The sequence below is a fragment of the Halomonas sp. B23F22_3 genome, assembly GCF_043496965.1.
Taxonomy (GTDB): Bacteria; Pseudomonadota; Gammaproteobacteria; order Pseudomonadales; family Halomonadaceae; genus Halomonas.
In genome coordinates this window covers 557,747-576,049 of the sequence record NZ_JBIEKG010000003.1, presented here as the reverse complement: position 1 = coordinate 576,049, position 18,303 = coordinate 557,747, and the positions used below count along the sequence as shown (strand labels likewise).

The 18,303-nt window shown below is 69.8% G+C and carries 18 protein-coding genes; 11 read left to right on the top strand and 7 right to left on the bottom strand.

Annotated features, from left to right (window positions below; all coding sequences use genetic code 11):
* Positions 1-61: 61 nt before the first annotated feature.
* The gene (gene metK, locus ACGTNG_RS09065) at positions 62-1,282 is read right to left on the bottom strand and encodes a methionine adenosyltransferase (protein ID WP_394576690.1); all 1,221 of its coding nucleotides are present in this window, start codon (positions 1,280-1,282) and stop codon (positions 62-64) included.
* A 230-nt stretch (positions 1,283-1,512) separates the two neighbouring features.
* On the opposite strand from metK, the gene tkt reads away from it, so the two are divergent.
* Complete coding sequence (gene tkt, locus ACGTNG_RS09060; protein WP_394576689.1) at positions 1,513-3,531, top strand: transketolase; 2,019 nt, start codon at positions 1,513-1,515, stop codon at positions 3,529-3,531.
* Positions 3,532-3,639: 108 nt separating this feature from the next.
* On the opposite strand, the gene ACGTNG_RS09055 is transcribed toward tkt, so the two are convergent.
* Entirely contained in the window at positions 3,640-4,692 is a 1,053-nt protein-coding gene (locus ACGTNG_RS09055) for a class I fructose-bisphosphate aldolase (RefSeq protein ID WP_394576688.1), read from the bottom strand.
* A 266-nt stretch (positions 4,693-4,958) separates the two neighbouring features.
* Between ACGTNG_RS09055 and ACGTNG_RS09050 the strand changes: the two genes are divergently transcribed.
* The 5 genes from ACGTNG_RS09050 to fba all read left to right on the top strand — a co-directional run bounded on the left by ACGTNG_RS09050 (position 4,959) and on the right by fba (position 9,528).
* A complete protein-coding gene (locus ACGTNG_RS09050) occupies positions 4,959-5,321 on the top strand; it encodes a CidA/LrgA family protein (RefSeq protein ID WP_394576687.1) in 363 nt (120 codons plus the stop codon).
* Positions 5,318-6,028 (top strand): LrgB family protein, encoded by a 711-nt coding sequence (locus tag ACGTNG_RS09045; protein WP_394576686.1) that lies wholly within the window; start codon positions 5,318-5,320, stop codon positions 6,026-6,028. The genes ACGTNG_RS09050 and ACGTNG_RS09045 overlap by 4 nt, the downstream gene beginning before the upstream one ends.
* A 91-nt stretch (positions 6,029-6,119) precedes the next feature.
* The gene (locus ACGTNG_RS09040) at positions 6,120-7,175 is read left to right on the top strand and encodes a type I glyceraldehyde-3-phosphate dehydrogenase (RefSeq protein WP_394576685.1); all 1,056 of its coding nucleotides are present in this window, start codon (positions 6,120-6,122) and stop codon (positions 7,173-7,175) included.
* 37 nt (positions 7,176-7,212) lie between these two features.
* Entirely contained in the window at positions 7,213-8,376 is a 1,164-nt protein-coding gene (locus tag ACGTNG_RS09035; RefSeq protein WP_394576684.1) for a phosphoglycerate kinase, read from the top strand.
* 87 nt (positions 8,377-8,463) lie between these two features.
* Positions 8,464-9,528 carry a class II fructose-bisphosphate aldolase gene (gene fba / locus ACGTNG_RS09030; protein ID WP_394576683.1) on the top strand — a complete coding sequence of 355 codons (1,065 nt, stop codon included), beginning with the start codon at positions 8,464-8,466 and terminating at the stop codon, positions 9,526-9,528.
* Positions 9,529-9,596: 68 nt separating this feature from the next.
* Here fba and ACGTNG_RS09025 read toward each other — a convergent pair whose 3' ends face one another.
* Positions 9,597-10,154, bottom strand: a complete 558-nt coding sequence (locus ACGTNG_RS09025; RefSeq protein ID WP_394576682.1) for a histidine phosphatase family protein — start codon at positions 10,152-10,154, stop codon at positions 9,597-9,599.
* Between the two features lie 543 nt (positions 10,155-10,697).
* On the opposite strand from ACGTNG_RS09025, the gene ACGTNG_RS09020 reads away from it, so the two are divergent.
* Positions 10,698-11,246, top strand: coding sequence for a COG4315 family predicted lipoprotein (locus ACGTNG_RS09020; protein ID WP_394576681.1), 549 nt, complete (start codon positions 10,698-10,700; stop codon positions 11,244-11,246).
* On the opposite strand, the gene ACGTNG_RS09015 is transcribed toward ACGTNG_RS09020, so the two are convergent.
* Complete coding sequence (locus tag ACGTNG_RS09015) at positions 11,243-11,530, bottom strand: DUF4235 domain-containing protein (protein WP_394576680.1); 288 nt, start codon at positions 11,528-11,530, stop codon at positions 11,243-11,245. The genes ACGTNG_RS09020 and ACGTNG_RS09015 overlap by 4 nt on opposite strands.
* 186 nt (positions 11,531-11,716) lie before the next feature.
* Here ACGTNG_RS09015 and ACGTNG_RS09010 point away from each other — a divergent pair, with 186 nt between their 5' ends.
* Positions 11,717-12,745 carry a sodium:calcium antiporter gene (locus ACGTNG_RS09010; RefSeq protein ID WP_394576679.1) on the top strand — a complete coding sequence of 343 codons (1,029 nt, stop codon included), beginning with the start codon at positions 11,717-11,719 and terminating at the stop codon, positions 12,743-12,745.
* An 85-nt stretch (positions 12,746-12,830) separates the two neighbouring features.
* On the opposite strand, the gene ACGTNG_RS09005 is transcribed toward ACGTNG_RS09010, so the two are convergent.
* Both ACGTNG_RS09005 and ACGTNG_RS09000 read right to left on the bottom strand, forming a co-directional pair.
* Positions 12,831-14,564: a potassium channel family protein gene (locus ACGTNG_RS09005; RefSeq protein ID WP_394576678.1), complete on the bottom strand. Its 1,734-nt coding sequence runs from the start codon at positions 14,562-14,564 to the stop codon at positions 12,831-12,833.
* A gap of 34 nt (positions 14,565-14,598) precedes the next feature.
* Positions 14,599-14,982 (bottom strand): DUF6394 family protein, encoded by a 384-nt coding sequence (locus ACGTNG_RS09000; RefSeq protein WP_394576677.1) that lies wholly within the window; start codon positions 14,980-14,982, stop codon positions 14,599-14,601.
* Positions 14,983-15,175: 193 nt separating this feature from the next.
* On the opposite strand from ACGTNG_RS09000, the gene ACGTNG_RS08995 reads away from it, so the two are divergent.
* Positions 15,176-15,859 (top strand): HAD family hydrolase, encoded by a 684-nt coding sequence (locus tag ACGTNG_RS08995; RefSeq protein ID WP_394576676.1) that lies wholly within the window; start codon positions 15,176-15,178, stop codon positions 15,857-15,859.
* Between the two features lie 182 nt (positions 15,860-16,041).
* Entirely contained in the window at positions 16,042-16,416 is a 375-nt protein-coding gene (locus ACGTNG_RS08990; protein WP_394576675.1) for a translation initiation factor Sui1, read from the top strand.
* Here the strand turns inward: ACGTNG_RS08990 and ACGTNG_RS08985 are convergent.
* Positions 16,397-17,278 carry an NAD-dependent protein deacetylase gene (locus ACGTNG_RS08985; protein ID WP_394576674.1) on the bottom strand — a complete coding sequence of 294 codons (882 nt, stop codon included), beginning with the start codon at positions 17,276-17,278 and terminating at the stop codon, positions 16,397-16,399. The genes ACGTNG_RS08990 and ACGTNG_RS08985 overlap by 20 nt on opposite strands.
* A gap of 113 nt (positions 17,279-17,391) precedes the next feature.
* Here ACGTNG_RS08985 and ACGTNG_RS08980 point away from each other — a divergent pair, with 113 nt between their 5' ends.
* Complete coding sequence (locus ACGTNG_RS08980) at positions 17,392-18,291, top strand: nuclease-related domain-containing protein (protein ID WP_394576673.1); 900 nt, start codon at positions 17,392-17,394, stop codon at positions 18,289-18,291.
* Positions 18,292-18,303: the final 12 nt, after the last annotated feature.

The following is an 18,303-nucleotide window of genomic DNA, read 5'->3' as shown; positions in this document are numbered from 1 at the left end:
CGAAACGCAACGGGCCCCGCCGGCAGCGCCGGCGGGGCCCGTCCTCGTCTCAGGCGATCGCCTAGAGGCCGGCGGCCTGGCGCAGGGCGGCGGCCCGGTCGGTCTTCTCCCAGGGGAAGGCCGTGAAGGTCTCGGTGTGCTCGCGGCCCTCGGTGTCGGTCCAGGTGTAGCTGGACTCGAAGGGCTCGCGGCCGAAGTGGCCGTAGGCAGCGGTCAGCTGGTACATGGGATGCAGCAGGTCGAGCATGCGGGTGATGGCATTGGGCCGCAGGTCGAAGTGCTCGCGCACCAGCTCGATGATCCGGGCGTCGTCCACCTTGCCGGTGCCGAAGGTGTTGATCGAGACCGAGGTCGGCTCGGCCACGCCGATGGCGTAGGAGACCTGGATCTCGCACTTGTCGGCGAGCCCGGCGGCGACCAGGTTCTTGGCCACGTAGCGGCCGGCATAGGCGGCGCTGCGGTCGACCTTGGAGGGGTCCTTGCCGGAGAAGGCGCCGCCGCCGTGGCGGGCCATGCCGCCGTAGGTGTCGACGATGATCTTGCGTCCGGTCAGGCCGCAGTCGCCCACCGGCCCGCCGATCACGAAGGTGCCGGTGGGGTTGATGTGGTAGCGCGTGCTCGCGGTCAGCCACTCGGCGGGGATCACCTGCTCGATGATCTCGCGCTTGACCATCTCGCGCAGCTCCTCCTGATCGACCTCCGGGTCGTGCTGGGTGGAGAGCACCACCGCGTCCACGGCGCAGGGCTTGCCCGCCTCGTCGTAGCGAAAGGTGAGCTGGCTCTTGGCGTCCGGACGCAGCCAGGGCAGCAGGCCGTGGCGGCGCAGCTCGGCCTGGCGCTCCACCAGCCGGTGGGCGTAGTGGATCGGCGCCGGCATGTAGGAGTCGGTCTCGTTGGTGGCGTAGCCGAACATCAGGCCCTGATCGCCGGCGCCCTGGTCCTCGGGCTTGGCGCGATCGACGCCCTGGGCGATGTCGACGCTCTGCTTGCCGATCAGGTTGAGCACGCCGCAGGTCATGCCGTCGAAGCCGACGTCCGACGAGGTATAGCCGATGCCGGTGATCACCTCGCGCACCAGCGCCTCGAGATCGACCCAGGCCGAGGTGGTGATCTCGCCGGCGACGATGGCCACGCCGGTCTTGACCAGCGTCTCGCAGGCCACCCGGGCGTTCTTGTCGCGGGCGATGATGGCATCGAGCACCGCGTCGGAGATCTGGTCGGCGATCTTGTCCGGATGTCCCTCGGAGACGGATTCGGAGGTGAACAGGGAGTATTCGCTCATGGCGTCCTCGACCCTCTTGGTATCGGCAATAGGCAGTCGCGGAGTCTACACGCTGCGGCCTCCCCGGGCATCCGCGATTTGATGCAGGGCGGCAAGTCGGCGACAATAGGCGCCCGAATTTGACCGCGCCGCCCCGTCCCGCGGCGTCACCAGCCAGAAGCCACGTCCGGCCACTCCCCCTGGCCCGACCGTGTCGTGGCCTTCATTCTGCCGCAGGCGAGGAGCTTCCCATGCCGTCCCGTTTCGAACTGGCCAATGCCGTACGTGCCCTGTCCATGGATGCCGTCCAGAAGGCCAATTCCGGCCACCCCGGCGCGCCCATGGGCATGGCCGACATCGCCGAGGTGCTGTGGAACGACTATCTCGTCCACAACCCGGCCGACCCGCAGTGGGCCAACCGCGACCGCTTCGTGCTCTCCAACGGCCACGGCTCGATGCTGCTCTACTCGCTGCTGCACCTGACCGGCTACGAGCTGGGCCTCGAGGAGCTGCAGAACTTCCGTCAGCTGCACGCCAAGACCGCCGGCCACCCGGAGTACGGCTATGCGCCGGGCATCGAGACCACCACCGGCCCGCTGGGCCAGGGCCTGGCCAACGCCGTGGGCATGGCGCTCGCCGAGCGCACCCTGGCGGCCCAGTTCAACCGCCCCGGCCACAGCGTCATCGACCACCACACCTGGTGCTTCGTCGGCGACGGCTGCCTGATGGAGGGCATCTCCCACGAGGTCGCCTCATTGGCCGGCACCCAGGGCCTGGGCAAGCTGATCACCTTCTATGATGACAACGGCATCTCCATCGACGGCGAGGTGGAAGGCTGGTTCACCGACGACACCGCCAAACGCTTCGAGGCCTACGGCTGGCACGTGGTGCCCAACGTCGACGGCCACAAGCCCGAGGAGATCAAGGCCGCCATCGAACTGGCCAAGAGCCACGACGACAAGCCGAGCCTGATCATCTGCAAGACCATCATCGGCTTCGGCGCGCCCAATAAGCAGGGCAAGGAGGAGTGCCACGGCGCGGCGCTCGGCGATGAGGAAGTGGCCGCCGCCCGCAAGCAGCTCGACTGGCCCCACGCGCCCTTCCACGTCCCCGAGGAGATCTACCGCGGCTGGGATGCCACCGAGAGCGGCCAGAGCCGCCAGGCCGCCTGGGACGAGCGCTTCGCACGCTATGCCGAGGCCTACCCCGAGGAGGCTCGCGAGCTGCAGCGCCGCCTCAAGGGCGAGCTGCCGGCGGAACTGACCAGCGAGGCGATGGTTGAGGAGGCCCAGGCCAAGGGCGAGAGCGTCGCCAGCCGCAAGGCCTCGCTCGCCTGCCTCAACGAGCTCGGCCCGCAGCTGCCGGAGCTGCTCGGCGGCAGCGCCGACCTCGCCCCCTCCAACCTGACCTTCTGGAAGGGCGCCCAGGCGATCAGCCCCGCCGCACCCGGCGGCAACTACCTGCACTACGGCGTGCGCGAGTTCGGCATGGCCGCGATCATGAACGGCATCGCCCTGCACGGCGGCTTCGTGCCCTACGGCGCCACCTTCCTGATCTTCTCCGAGTACATGCGCAACGCCGTGCGCATGGCCGCGCTGATGAAGCAGCAGGCCATCCACGTCTTCACCCACGACTCCATCGGCCTGGGCGAGGACGGCCCCACCCACCAGCCGATCGAGCAGCTGACCACCCTGCGCTCGACGCCCAACCTGGCCACCTGGCGTCCCTGTGACGCCGTGGAGACCGCGGCGGCCTGGAACGCCGCGCTCAAGCGTCGCTCCGGCCCCACCGCGCTGGTCTTCTCGCGCCAGGGCCTGCCCCACCAGGCGCGCAGCAAGCAGCAGCTGGCCGACATCCAGCGCGGTGGTTATGTACTGAAAGAGAGCATCCTCAAGGACGAGGTGGTGACACCTGACCTTATCCTGATCGCCACCGGCTCCGAGGTCGGCCTGGCCATGGACGCCGCCGCCCGGCTCGAGGCCGAGGGTCGCGCGGTGCGCGTGGTCTCCATGCCCTCCACCGACGCCTTCGATCGCCAGGACGCCGCCTACCGCCAGCAGGTACTGCCGGCGGAGGTGGGCAACCGCATCGCCGTCGAGGCCGGCCACCGCGACTTCTGGTACAAGTACGTGGGCCTCGAGGGTCGCATCCTCGGCATGACCACCTTCGGCGAGTCCGCCCCGGCCGGCGACCTGTTCAAGCACTTCGGCTTCACCGTGGAGAACCTGGTGGCCGAGGCCGAGCAGCTGCTGGACGACGCCGAGGACTGATCGCGGCGCCAGCGCAGGACGAGAAAAGGGCACGGCATACGCCGTGCCCTTTTTCGTGGGCTAGTCATCGCGTCTGAGCGGCCGCCCGGCCCCTCCGGGCCGGCGCCCTCAGGCGAGGGTGACGGCCTCGTCCAGGTAGACGTCCTGGATGGCATTGAGCAGCGCGATGCCCTCGTCGGTGGGCTTCTGGAAGGCCTTGCGCCCGGAGATCAGCCCCATGCCGCCGGCGCGCTTGTTGATCACCGCGGTGCGCACCGCCTCGCCGAGGTCGGAGGCGCCCTTGGACCCGCCGCCGGAGTTGATCAGCCCGGCGCGCCCCAGGTAGCAGTTGGCCACCTGGTAGCGCGCCAGGTCGATGGGATGGTCCGAGGTGAGGTCGCTGTAGACCCGCCCGTGGGTATGGCCGAAGCCGATGTCACGGTAGCCGGCGTTGGTCTCGGGCAGTTTCTGCTTGACGATGTCCGCCTTGAGCGTGGCCGCCAGGTGGTTGGCCTGGCCGGTGAGGTCGGCGGCCACGTGGTAGTCGGTCCCCTCGTGCTTGAAGGCCGGGTTGCGCAGGTAGGCCCATAGCACGGTGACCAGGCCCAGTTCATGGGCGCGCTCGAAGGCCGCGCTGATCTCCTGGATCTGGCGACGGCTCTCCGGCGAACCGAAGTAGATCGTCGCCCCCACCGCCACGCAGCCCATCTCGAAGGCCTGATCGACCTGGGCGAACGGCGTCTGGTCGTAGATCGCCGGGTAGCTCAGCGTCTCGTTGTGGTTGAGCTTGAGGATCATCGGGATCCGGTGGGCATAGCGGCGCGCCACCGAGGCGAGCCCGCCGAGGGTCGAGGCCACGGCGTTGCAGCCGCCCTCGATGGCCAGCTCGACGATGTTGGCCGGATCGAAATAGCGCGGGTTGGGCGCGAAGGAGGCCCCCGCCGAGTGCTCGATGCCCTGATCCACCGGCAGGATGCTCAGGTAGCCGGTGCCGGCCAGGCGGCCGTGGTCGAAGAGCGCCTGCATGTTGCGCAGCACGTGGGGGCGGCGATCGCCCTGGGCCATCACCCGGTCGATGAAGTCCGGGCCGGGGGGATGGATCGTCTCGGCGGGCACGCCGCGGCAGACGTGCCCCAGCAGGTCGTCGGCCTCGGCACCCAGATGCGTGATGATATCGTTCATGTCGTTCCTCTCCGTGGTACTGGAAGACGCCATTCCTAGCGTAGCGGAAGACCCTAGCGACAAGTTGCCGCGCTTGCAAAGCCCCCTCATCGCCCGGGGCAACACCGTTTCGGGGTCAGTGCCCGCTCACGCCGCCCGTTGTGACGTGGCGCGGCGGCTGACGTCGCCTCGCGAATCTGCACGGGATCTGCACAATAGGAGCGCCGGCGCACCTCGGTGCGCCTTACCCGAGCCCCTTCACGCTTCCCTTCACGAGAGGACCTGTCATGCCCGCACTGCGCGGTTTCCTGTGGCTGCTCGGCTTCCTGCTGCTCGGCGAGACCCTGGTGATGTTCACCGGCCTGCCGGTCTCCGCCGGGGTGGTCGGCCTGCTGCTGCTCACCGCCTGGCTGCGGCTTCACGGCGGGGGCCTGGCCGATATCGCCGCTGCCGCCCAGCCGCTGATCGCGGTGCTGGCGCTGCTGATCATGCCCGGGGTGGTCGGCGCCTTCTTCATCCTCGATGCGCTCGAGGGACAGTGGACGGCGATCCTCGCCGCCCTGATCGGCGGCACCCTGCTCAGCGTGCTGACGACCCTAGCGCTGATGCGTCGCCTGATGGTCGCCCCTGACGAGGGCGCCTCCCAATGACGGCGCTGCTCGATCACCTGCTGGCCACCCCGCTGCTGGCCATCGCCCTGACGCTCGCCGCCCATGCGGCCGGCGGCCGGCTGCTCAAGGCCGTCGGCGCCCCCGCCTGGTGCCCGTCGATCCTCGCCGCCGCGCTGCTGCTCGCCGGGGTGCTCGCCCTGCTCTCCATCGACTACGCGGACTACCGTCGCGGCGCCGCCTGGCTGATGCTGCTGCTGGGGCCGGCCACCGTGGCCCTCGGCCTGCCGCTGCATCAGCAGATGCCGCGGATCGTCGCCCTGTGGCGCCCGCTGCTGGCCTGCCTGCCGGTGGCGGTGGCGCTCGCCGCCGCCTATGCCGTGGGCATCGCCTGGTGGCTGGGCGCCCCGCCCGAGATCCTTGCCGCGCTCGCCCCCAAGTCGGTCACCGCGCCCATCGCGCTGGGCATCAATGCGCAGATCGGCGGTCCGGTCTCCTTGATGATGGGAGGGCTCCTGATCACCGGGGTGGCGGCCGTCGGCTTCGTGAGCCTGGGGGCCCGGCTGCTCGGCATCCGCGACGAGCGCATCATCGGCCTCGCCCTGGGGCTCAACGGGCACGCCATCGGCACCGTGCGCGCCTTCGAGATCGGCCCGGTGGCCGGCGCCTTCGCCTCGCTGGGCATGAGCCTGACCGGCATCCTGAGCGCGCTCTTCCTGCCGCTGGCCTGGCGCCTGGTGGGCGCCTGAGCGCCGGTCGGCCGGCATAGCAGACGCTCGGGGGCCAGATGCGCTAGAATCGCCGTTTCGGTTTCCCGGCTTCGGAGTCCCTCGTCCCCTCATGGCCCTTCGCATCGCCATCAACGGTTACGGCCGCATCGGCCAATGCGTGCTGCGCGCCCTGATCGAGGGGGAGGCGGCCCGCCACGACGGCCCGGCCCTGGAGGTCGTGGCGATCAACGAGCTTTCCGATCTCGCCACCATCGCCTATCTGACCCGCTACGACACCACCCACGGCCGCTTCCCGGGCAGCGTCGAGGTCGACGGCGAGCGGCTGGTGATCAACGGCCAGCCGATCCGCGTGCTCTGCGAGCCCGACCCGACGCGGCTGCCCTGGGCCGAGCTCGGCGTCGACCTGGTGCTGGAGTGCTCCGGCAGCTTCAAGGATCGCGCCACCGCCGAGGCCCACCTGACCTCCGGCGCCGGGCGGCTGCTGTTCTCGCAGCCCGCCGAGAGCGACGTCGACGCCACCATCGTCACCGGCATCAACGATGACGACCTGACGGCCGCGTGCCGCATCGTCTCCGCGGCCTCCTGCACCACCAACTGCCTGGTGCCGGTACTCACCGTGCTCGACGAGGCGCTGGGCATCGAACATGGCGTCACCACCACCATCCACTCGGCGATGAACGACCAGCCGGTGATCGACGCCTACCACCAGACCGACCTGCGCCTGACCCGCTCGGCGATGCACTCCATCGTGCCGGTCGACACCGGGCTCGCGCGCGGCATCAATCGCCTGATGCCCCACCTGGCCGGGCGCTTCGAGTGCCTGCACGTGCGGGTACCGACGATCAACGTCTCGACCATGGACCTGTCGATCTGCGTGCGCCGCGACACCTCGGCCGAGGCGGTCAACGCCCTGCTGCGCGAGGCGAGCCGCGGGCGGCTCTCGGGGCTGCTCGGCTACACCGAGGAGCCGGTGGCCTCGGTCGACTTCAACCACGATCCGCGCTCCGGTATCGTGGACGCCACCCAGACCCGGGTGGCCGGCGGCCACCTGATCAAGCTGCTGTGCTGGTTCGACAACGAGTGGGGCTTCGCCAGCCGCATGCTCGACGTCACCCGGCGGCTGGCCCGCCTTCCCCCGGTCCCGACCGGTTCCCCCGACAGATGACATCCCTTCGGCTTTTCCAGACGAGGAACCTGCTTCCATGAACGTGCGCAAGATGACCGACCTCGACCTCAGCGGCCAGCGGGTGCTGATCCGCGAGGACCTGAACGTGCCCGTCAAGCACGGCAAGGTGACCAGCGACGCCCGCCTGCGGGCCAGCCTGCCGACCATCCAGGCGGCGCTCGAGGCCGGCGCCAAGGTGCTGCTGATGAGCCACCTGGGCCGCCCCACCGAGGGCGAGCCCGCCGAGGAGTTCTCCCTGGCCCCGGTGGCCGATCACCTGGGCGAGCTGCTGGGCCGTCCGGTGCGCCTGGTCGCGGACTACCTGGACGGCGGGCTCGAGGTGGCCGACGGCGAGGTGGTGCTGCTCGAGAACGTGCGCTTCAACCGCGGCGAGAAGAAGGACGACGAGGCCCTGGCCCAGCGCTACGCCGCGCTGTGCGACGTCTTCGTGATGGACGCCTTCGGCACCGCCCACCGCGCCCAGGCCTCCACCCACGGCGTGGCGCGCTTCGCGCCGACCGCCTGTGCCGGCCCGCTGCTGGCCGCCGAGCTCGATGCCCTGGAGCAGGCGCTGGCCACACCGAAGCGGCCGATGGCGGCGATCGTCGGCGGCTCCAAGGTCTCCACCAAGCTCGAGGTGCTCAACGCCCTCTCCGAGAAGTGCGACCAGCTGATCGTCGGCGGCGGCATCGCCAACACCTTCATCGCCGCGGCCGGCTACAACGTCGGCAAGTCGCTGCACGAGGCCGACCTGCTCGAGGCGGCCAAGGCGCTGATGGCCAAGGTCGAGATCCCGCTGCCCACCGACGTGGTGGTGGCCACCGAGTTCTCCGAGCACGCCGAGGCGGTGGTCAAGCCCGTCGACCAGGTGAGCGATGACGAGATGATCCTCGACATCGGTCCCGAGACCGCCGGACGCCTGGGCGGCCTGCTCAAGGATGCCGGCACCATCCTCTGGAACGGTCCGGTCGGTGTGTTCGAGATCGACCAGTTCGGCCACGGCACCGAAGCGCTGTCGCGGGCCATCGCCGAGAGCGACGGCTTCTCCATCGCCGGCGGCGGCGACACCCTGGCGGCCATCGACAAGTACGGCATCGAGGACCGCGTCTCCTACATCTCCACCGGCGGCGGCGCCTTCCTCGAGTACGTGGAAGGCAAGACCCTGCCCGCGGTGGCCGCCCTGGAAGACGCCGCCCGCTAAGGCGCCGCCCGCTAAGGCGCCGCCCCCGCTATCCGGCGCGGTCCGAGCCGCCGCGCCGTCACGACCCGACAGACAACAGGAGCCCCCATGGCACTGATCAGCATGCGTCAGATGCTGGACCACGCCGCCGAATACGGCTACGGCGTACCGGCCTTCAACGTCAACAACCTCGAGCAGATGCGCGCCATCATGGAGGCCGCCGACGAGACCGACTCTCCGGTGATCGTCCAGGCCTCCGCCGGCGCTCGCAAGTACGCCGGCGCGCCCTTCCTGCGCCACCTGATCCTGGCCGCCGTCGAGGAGTTCCCGCATATCCCGGTGGTCATGCACCAGGACCACGGCACCAGCCCCGCGGTGTGCCAGCGCTCCATCCAGCTGGGCTTCTCCTCGGTGATGATGGACGGCTCGCTCAAGGAAGACGGCAAGACCCCGGCCGACTACGCCTACAACGTCGACGTCACCCGTCGCACCGTCGAGATGGCGCACGCCTGCGGCGTCTCCGTCGAGGGTGAGCTGGGCTGCCTGGGCAGCCTCGAGACCGGTATGGCCGGCGAGGAAGACGGCGTGGGCGCCGAGGGCAAGCTCGACATGGAGCAGCTGCTCACCGATCCGGAAGAGGCCGCCGAGTTCGTCAAGGCGACCCAGGTGGACGCCCTGGCCATCGCCATCGGCACCAGCCACGGCGCCTACAAGTTCACCCAGCCGCCCACCGGCGACACCCTCTCCATCCAGCGCATCAAGGAGATCCACGCCCGCATCCCCGAGACCCACCTGGTGATGCACGGCTCCTCCTCGGTGCCCCAGGAGTGGCTGGCGATCATCAACGAGTTCGGCGGCGCCATCCCCGAGACCTACGGCGTGCCGGTCGAGGAGATCGTCGAGGGCATCAAGCACGGCGTGCGCAAGGTCAACATCGACACCGACCTGCGCCTGGCCTCCACCGGCGCGGTGCGTCGCTTCCTGGCCGAGAACCCGGCCGAGTTCGACCCGCGCAAGTTCCTCAAGGTCAGCACCGCGGCCATGAAGGAGGTCTGCAAGGCCCGCTACGAGGCCTTCGGCACCGCCGGCAACGCCTCCAGGATCAAGCCGATCAACCTCGAGGAGATGTTCCTGCGCTACGAGCGCGGCGAGCTCGACCCGCGGGTGAAGTGATCACGGCGGAGTGATCGAAGAGGGGCGGCCACGGGCCGCCCCTGTCGTTTCCGGCGTCGGTGACGCCCTCAGCGCAGGCTGCCGACCCGTACCAGGCCCGCCTCGTCCGCACGGACCACGATGATCTCCCCGGAGCCGACGCCGCCCCCGACCAAGGCGGTGATGTTCACCTGATGGGTGACCAGTACCAGGTTGCCCTCGCCGCTCCAGCCTCGTATCAGGGCACGGGCCGCGTCGGTCTGGCGCTCGGCCGTCGAGCGATCGCGGAAGAAGGAGTCCAGCGCCGGGGTGAGGGTGACGTCGCCAAGCCCCAGCAGCCGGGCGGTCTCCCGGCAGCGGCACCAGCGGCTGGAGCGCACCTCACCGACCTCGATCCCCCGTTCGCGAAACCGCTCACCGATCCGGCGCGCCTGCTCACGCCCGGCCTCCGAGAGGTTACGCTGGGTCGTGCAGTCGCCCAGGCGGAAGTCGTCCGGGTCCCCGATGCCGGGCGCCAGGGCGTGGCGCATCAGCACGACATGACCACCTCGGGCAAGCGCCGCCCAGGCGGCGTCCTGCGCCGCGGCTGGGCGGGGGCCGGCCAGCCAGGCCACGGTCAGCAGCAGGCCGATAACCAGTGACAGCATGGATCTCCGACGAGGCATCGCCACCTCCTGGAATGGACGACACTGACGGCAATCGCACCGACTCGTTCAGCCTAGACCAGCGACAGACCGGCATGCGCTCGAGGCGCGCGGAAGTGCTAACCCTCGTCGCCGACGGCGTTGAGGCTCGCCGCGACCATTTCGGGATCGAGGGCTGACTTGTCCCCGACACATAAATCGTAGCGAGCCAGCACCGGATGCGGCCAACCATCTCGCCGAGTCCTTCTGCCCCCCGCTCGCCACTGGGCACTCGCTCGCTGCTGTCGGCCACGCCCAGCTTGAGGCCAGTAGGCCGGGAAATGAGACGCTTGAAGAGGGGGAAGATGATGGCCTGGCTGACCTCGTGGCCGCCCGGGAAGAGGCGGCCGGTCAGCAGTAGCTTCCCCCTGGCTCGCGATAGTGGCAGATCCGCCCGTCGCGCCCGAGCAGACGACAGCGTGGAAACTGTCCTAGAGTGGGGAGGGCAGAGCCCAGATACGGGAGGATGAGATGAAGGCACGAGTATCGAACCGAAACTCAGTCCGGATGACGGCCGCACTGCTGATGGCGGCCCCTCTCACCCTGCTGGCGGCAGCGGATTCGTCGACGGATGGGGCGGTGCCGGGCCAGGAAGCCGCGGAGGCCAGCAAGGACCTGGAGAGCGTGCCCGAGCCGATCGAGCAGGCCCGGGTAGAGCAGCGGCAACAGGACGACTACGGCGCCTACCTCACCGATCGCGAGGGCATGAGCCTGTACATGTTCGCCATGGACGAGCCGGGCAGTGGCAGCCACTGCGAGCAATCCTGCGCCATCGCCTGGCCGCCTTACACCTCTCGTCAGTCCCCCCAGGCCGGCGAAGGGGTCGATGCCGACCAGCTAGGCACCATCGAGCGCGAGGACGGCACCCGACAAGTGACCTATGCCGGCTGGCCGCTCTACTACTTCAGCGGCGACAAGGAGGCCGGGGACGCCCTCGGCCAGGATGTCCTGCACCTCGATGCGCCCTGGTACCTGGTCTCGCCGGCAGGCGAGAAGATCGAGCAGGGTCAGCGTCAATCGGCGCCCGGCGAGCCCGACACGGGCGCCGAGGACTAGTCCTTCAGGCGCTTCAGGACACGCCGGGAACGCTGGCGCTCCTGCCGGCGGCGCGCCTCGTCGCCCAGGCGCTGGCCGACGACCCTGGCCACCCCGACCAGGGCGCCACTCGCCGTGCCCCAGAGGAGGGCCTCGCGCCACCGGGTATCGCGGCGCCCTGGGTTCTCCGGCGGGGCGGCACCAGCCGTCTTGCGATAGGCTTCCCTGGCCGCGTGTCGCGTCAGCAGGCTGGCGCCGATGACGGCCGTGTAGCCGACCACTGACCAGAGCAGGTTCGGTTTCATGGCTTGACGACCTCCGAGTGAAGCGGTGGACTGGCGAATCGGTGTCGCCCCACCCTGAGTATCACGGCAGGGCGGCGCCTTCATAGCCTAGTGCCTCTCAGCAGGAGCCGACATGCCCGTTCCCCACACCCCACGGATGGCATACGCCGACGCCTCGCCCCTCCCCCTCGACACGGGAGCGTCCCCTTGCTGAACGACCTGACCCTGGTCACGGCCCTCGCGCTGTTCGCCGGCTGCGCCCTGGTGATCGGCGTGGTCGGCACCCGGCTGACCGGCATCGTCGACGACCTGGCCGATCGCACCGGCCTCGGCGAGGCCATCGCCGGCACGCTGCTGCTGGGCATGGCCACCTCGCTGTCGGGGCTGATGGTCTCGGCCTCGGCGGCCCTGGCCGACCGGCCGACCCTGGCGATGAGCAATGCGCTGGGCGGCATCGCCGTGCAGACGCTGTTCCTGACCGTCGCCGACATCACCCATCGGCGCGCCAACCTGGAGCACGCCGCCGCCTCGCTTAGCAACCTGATGCAGGGGGGCCTGCTGCTGTGCCTGCTGTCGCTGGTGCTGGTCGGTCGCTTCGCCCCCGACTGGACCCTCTGGCAGGTGCACCCCGTCACCCTGCTGCTATTGATCGTCTACCTGTTCGGGCTGCGCCTGGTGAGCCAGAGCCGCGACAACCCCATGTGGCGCCCCGCCCAGACCCGTGACACCCAGCCCGACGTGCCCGATGAGCAGGCCATGGGGCGCTCGGCGACGCGCCTGTGGCTCGCCTTCGCGGGGCTCGCGGCGCTACTCGGCGTGAGCGGCTGGCTGCTGGAGCGCTGCGCGGCGGTGATCGCCGAGCAGACCGGTCTCGGACAGTCGGTGGTGGGGGCGCTGATGACCGCAGTGGTCACCTCGCTGCCGGAGCTGGTCACCTCGATCGCGGCGGTGCGACGCGGCGCCCTGACCCTGGCCGTGGCGGGGATCATCGGCGGCAACGCCTTCGACACCCTGTTCGTGGCGGCCTCGGACATCGCCTACCGCGGCGGCTCGATCTACCACGCCATTCCCGACGCGGTCTCGCTGTGGGTCGCCCTGTCGATGCTGATGACCGCCATCCTGATGGTCGGGATGCTGCATCGCGAGCGCCGGGGCCCCGCGCGCATCGGCTTCGAGAGCGTCGGCATCATCGCCTGCTACCTGGCCGGGGCGCTGGCCCTGCTGCTGGCGTCCTGAGGGGCAAGGTGCTCCGAGAAAGCAGGTTCCCCGCTTCCCCCGGCCGATGCTCGCATGGTCGTTCATGGCGGGGCCGACGACCGCACTAGGAGGGAGCGCCGCGACGCCGGCGGCGCGCGTCGAGCCAGGCGAAGAGATAGCCGCGCGGCGCATCGACGCCGGTGACGACGTAGCGAAGCGTGTAGGGGTTGTGGAGGGTCGCCCGGAGCATCGACTCCGACCTGGGAGTGCCGCAGAAGAGGACCTCGTCGCCGGCACCAAGCGCCAACTCGGCGTCCGGCAGCATGATCGACGCCCCTTCCCGATGCACGGCGAGTGCCTCGCAGGGCAGCCGTGCCGGGAACGCGCCCGGATCGACGCACAGTGCCCCCAGGGCCAGGTGCTCACCGGCCATCAGGTGGTCGGTCACCGCCGGCGCGTCGCCGGGGACCAGCCGGATCGACCAGAGGTGAGGCGGCTGATCCCCCACGGCCGCCTTGAGACGCGCCACCAGGGCCTGCGTCTCGGCCGGGTCGCGCTCTGCGAGCCAGTCGATCAGCTCCTGGACCAGGGGCGAGATCAGCAGCTTCAGGATCCGGCGCGCCGTGGTCAGGCTGTGCTGGAGGACGAGATCGGCCCGGGCGGCATCGAACGCCACCTGATTCTCGTGGCTGTTCTGGCGCACGATGCGAAACGCCTGGGGATTGAGCTCGGTGACCGACAGCAGCGTACTGAGGTTATCGGCGTCGCGGTTCGTCGCGGCGATGACCCCGGCGACGTCCTCGATCGCCGCGGTCGTCAGGGCCGCATGATCGGCGTGCTCCCGGACGATGAGTGTGCCCTCGTCGACCTGGCTTTCGTCCACCTCCGGATCGATGATCCGCACGTCGAGGCCGTGGTCCTGGAGATGGCGATGGATCCAGCGCCCCATCCGTCCGTACCCGCACAGGATCCAGTTGCCCCGCGGCACCCGAACCGGCACCCCGAGCTCGACCCCGCGCGTCCCCACGAACCACGCATTGAGGTTGTGCAGTTCGGAGCGCGCGATCGCCCGGGAGACGAGCTGGGCGAAGATCTCGAACGGATCGACGACCGTGACGTTGTCCAGCGAGCGCAGGTTGGCCTCGTGGCGCGCCGACGTCGAGCGACAGATGACCCGCAGCCGCGGGTTGAGGTGGCGGGCCATCACCGCGATCTTGAGGTTGACGTCGTCGTCGTTGGTCAGCGCGACCAGGGCCCGGCAGGCCGGGTGTTCCACCCCCGCGGCCAGCAGGTGCTTCGGCGCGCTAGCATCGGCGTGGAGGCCCGGCATCGGCACCGTGTAGTCGCGCACGCCCAGGGCCTTGATCCGCTCCGGGTCGGCATCGAGGATCACCGCCCGCATGCGGTGATCGCTCAGGCCCCGGGCCAACAGGCTGCCGGCATCACCGAACCCGCAGAGGATGACGAAGGGCTCCGCGTTGCCCTTGACCTTGCGGGCGAACCGGAAGCCGTCCATGGCCTGGATGAAGTGGGGGTTCTGCACCAGCTTGATCAGCGAGCCGATTGCATAGAACCACGCGATGACGCCGGTATAGAGGCAGAAGATCGTCCACAGGCGCTGCTCCTCGCTGAACCCGTTGGGCAGCTCGCCGAACCCGGTCGTGGTCGCCGTGTAGGTGAAAAAATAGAAGGCATGGAAGAGATTCATGTGGGTCGTCTCGCCCTCGACGACCCGGCCCGGCATCAGGGCCATGCCCATGATGCCCACCGAATAGACGAACAGCAGCACGAACAGCGGCCGGCGCATGTAGCGCAGCACGATCATCGCCACGCGGTCGAGATCGGAGGTCGGCGTCATGGGCGCGATCCTTTCTGTGCCTGTCCGCGACGTGTCAGCGCCGCGAGAGCAGCGTATCGCCGACCAGGATCACCGTGGCGATGACGTTCGCGACCAGCGCCCCCATGGCGATCGAGACGATATCGGCCATCTCGCCCGGTCCCGGCCCGCTCCCGCCCTCGGGGTCCGCGACGATCCAGACGATGCGCGCCGTGATCAGCAGCAGGCCGGCCACCAGGCCGGAGGCCAGCAGCAAGGCCCCGGTCTGGGAGCGATCCCCCAGCTTCAGGCCGATGGCGACCAGGTTGACGATGATGGTGAAGGTGAGGATCCAGACATTGTGGTGGGCGGCCGTCTCGACGCCCCCCGCCACGAAGGCGGCATTGAGGCTCAGGGTGAGGATGATGAAGAAACCGAAGACGACGCGTTCGAGGTTCATGAGCCTGCTCCTGGCCGGGACGCGCCGTCAGTATAGGCACGACTGCTCATATACCGCGACCACCAGCGGCCGGCCTGCGAAATTCGAGAACAGTGTTCACAAAATGCGGAAACTGGGCTTTACTAATGGGCAGCACATCATGATATCTGTAACAATGATGTTATAACTTTATGGTTCCACACGAGGCCCGGTGATGGCACGCCCCCTCTGCCTGCTCTTCGATTGCGACGGCACCCTGGTCGACAGCGAACCGCTGCTCGCCGACGAGATGTCCTCGAGCCTCACCGAGGCCGGCCTGCCGTTTCGCACCAGCGACTACATGGGAGAGTTTCGTGGCGCCCGCTTTCGCCGCATCGTCGCCGCGCTGGAGCAGCGCTACGGCAGCGTCGACCCCGAGCGGCTCGACGCCCTCGAGGCCCGCATGCGCGCCAACCTCAACCGGCGCCTGGCCAGCGAGCTGATCGCCATCGACGGCGCCGCCGAGGCGCTGGCCGTGCTGACCCATCACCCCATGGGCGTGGTCTCCAACGGTCCGGAGAACAAGATCCGCACCTCGCTCGACGCCACCGGCCTCGCCGCGGTGTTCGGCGATCGCCTGTTCAGCGCCTATACCGCCCAGTGCTGGAAGCCCGACCCCTGCCTCTTCCACCATGCCGCGAGCCGGATGGGCTTCGCCGCGGAAGAGTGCGTGGTCATCGACGATGCGCTGGTCGGCGTCAGGGGCGCCCTGGCCGCCGGCATGACGGTAATCCACCTCAACCGCTTCCCCGACGTCGAGCAGACCCCCGACGGGGCGATCATGATCAGCAACATGTTCCAGCTGCCCACGGTCATCGCCCACCTGGAAACGAGCCGCGCCCTGGCCGCCCACGCCTGATCGCCACGCCACGCCCGTCACGACGTCGATCCACATCGACGATTTCCCCTCCCCTGTCCACACCGGTCATCCAAGCCTGGCGCGCTTCATGCCTCGCCGGCGGAGGTGGCTAGCCTGGTGGATGCAGCCCGCCGCCGGTATGGCTATCATCGCAGCGACATACGACAGCGCGAGGAGGCCCCATGGCATCCCTGAAGGAGCAGCTCGGCGGGCTGGTCTATTCCACCGAACACGGCGATACCTGCCCGGAGTGCCGCCGCCCCCTGGCCGAGTGCGCCTGCGCCGAGGCCGCCGAGGAAGACCGCCTGGCAGGCCTCGACGGGATCGTGCGGCTGCGCCGCGAGACCAAGGGGCGCAAGGGCAAGGGGGTGACCCTCGTCGAGGGCGTACCCCTCAAGGCCGACGAGCTCAAGACCCTGGCCAAGGCGCTCAAGAAGCGCTGCGGCACCGGCGGCGCCGTCAAGGAGGGGGTGATCGAGATCCAGGGCGACCAGCGCGAGGTGCTCAAGGCCGAGCTCGAGCAGCGCGGCTACCGGGTCAAGCTGGCCGGCGGGTGAGCGAGGCGCCCGGGCCGTCGTCCAGCGCCTCGCAGAGCCCCGCCAGGGCGTCGGCGGAGGCCTCGACCTTGAGGGCGTAGAGGTCGTCGGCGCGGGTCCGGCCCAGGTTGAGGCAGGCAATGGGGCGCGCCGCCTTGGCCGCGGCCCGGGCGAAGCGGAACCCGGAGAAGACCATCAGCGACGAGCCCACCACCAGCAGGGCGTCGCTCTCGTCGAGCAGGGCGAAGGCGGCCTCCACGGTGGCGCGCGGCACGCTGTCACCGAAGAACACCACGTCGGGCTTGTAGATGCCGTCGCCGCAGCGCGTGCAGCCGGGCACCCGGAAATCGGCGAAGTCGGCCTCGAGATCGGCGTCGCCGTCGGGGCCCGCCCGGGCACCGACCTCCCGCCAGTGGGGATTGCGCTCGGCCAGCTCGGCGTGCAGGTCGTGGCGCATGCGCCGGGCGCCGCAGCCCATGCAGCGCACCCGATCGGCCCGGCCATGCAGGTCGATCACCCGCCGCGAGCCGGCCCGCTGGTGCAGGCCATCGACGTTCTGGGTGATCACGCCGTTCACGTGGCCCAGGGCCTCGAGCCGGGCCAACGCCGCATGGGCGACGTTGGGCGTGGCCTCCTGCAGGGCGCGAAAGCCGATCAGCGCCCGTGCCCAGTAGCGCTGACGAGCCGCGTGGCTGCCCATGAACGCCTGGTGCTGCATCGGCGGCGGGCGCTTCCAGTCGCCCTGGTCGTCGCGATAGTCGGGGATGCCGCTGGCCGTGCTGATGCCGGCGCCCGTGAGCACGGCCAGCCGCGGATGCCGGCGGACGAAGGCCGCCAGGGCCTCCAGGTCAGGGTCGTTGCCTGTCACGCTGCGATGCCTCACCTCTGCCTCCTCGCGGCCACGTCTCGTGCCTCGCCGGTCACGACGAATGAGCATGGCCCCCCGGGGGGCAGGTTGTCTAGAATGGAACCTCTCCCTCAGGGCAAGGACTCCCGATGGCCTGGCTGGAATACCTGCTGCCGCTGATCTTCCTGTTTCCACTGGCGGCCACCGCCGTGATCGTGCTGGCGCTGCGCAACCTGCACGATGCCCGGGTGCACTCGCCCTTCGACGCCCACCCGCTGAAGGAGCCCGGCCAGAACCTGCGCGATCGCCTCGATCGCGCCTTCGCCGGCCTGTTCCTCGACGGCGCCCTGGGCCCCATCGTCGTGCTGGCACCGCTGGTCTACGGCATGGGCCGCATGCTCTTCGCCAACGAGCAGAACTGGATCGAGTGGGCGCTCTACGGCGCCTTGAGCACCCTGCTGGTGCTGGTGTTCTGCTTCCTGCTGATCCGCGATTTCCAGCGCATCCGGCGGCTCAAGCTGGGACTCGCCTGCGAGCTCGCCGTGGGCCAGGAGCTCGAGCGGCTGATCCGCCCCGAGGGGCACCCCTTCTTCGTGTTCCACGACGTGCCGGGCGACGGCCGGTCCCTCGATCACGTGGCGGTCACCCCCCACGGCATCTTCGTGGTCGAGACCCGCGCCCGCCCGCCGGCGCTCACCCCCCGCGGCCAGGAGGACAACCGCGTCGTCGTCGAGGCCGAGCGGCTGCGCTTCCCCGGCTGGAGCGAGCGGGTGCCGATGCACAAGACCCGCGAGGCGGCGAAATGGCTTTCGACCTGGCTTCAGCGCCAGGTGGGCGAGGCGGTGCCGGTCAAGGGCGTGCTGGCCCTGCCCGGCTGGCGGGTCGAGGTGGAGGGCGCGATGGATGACCTGCTGGTGGTCAACGGCGAGGACCTGGCGCGACGCCTCAGCGAGAGCCCGCAGGCCGAGCTCGACACGGCCCTGCACGACGCCGCCATCGTCGCCCTGCGCCAGCGCGCCAGCCTGGCGAGCCCGCCGCCCGCGGCCTGACCCCGAGCGCCC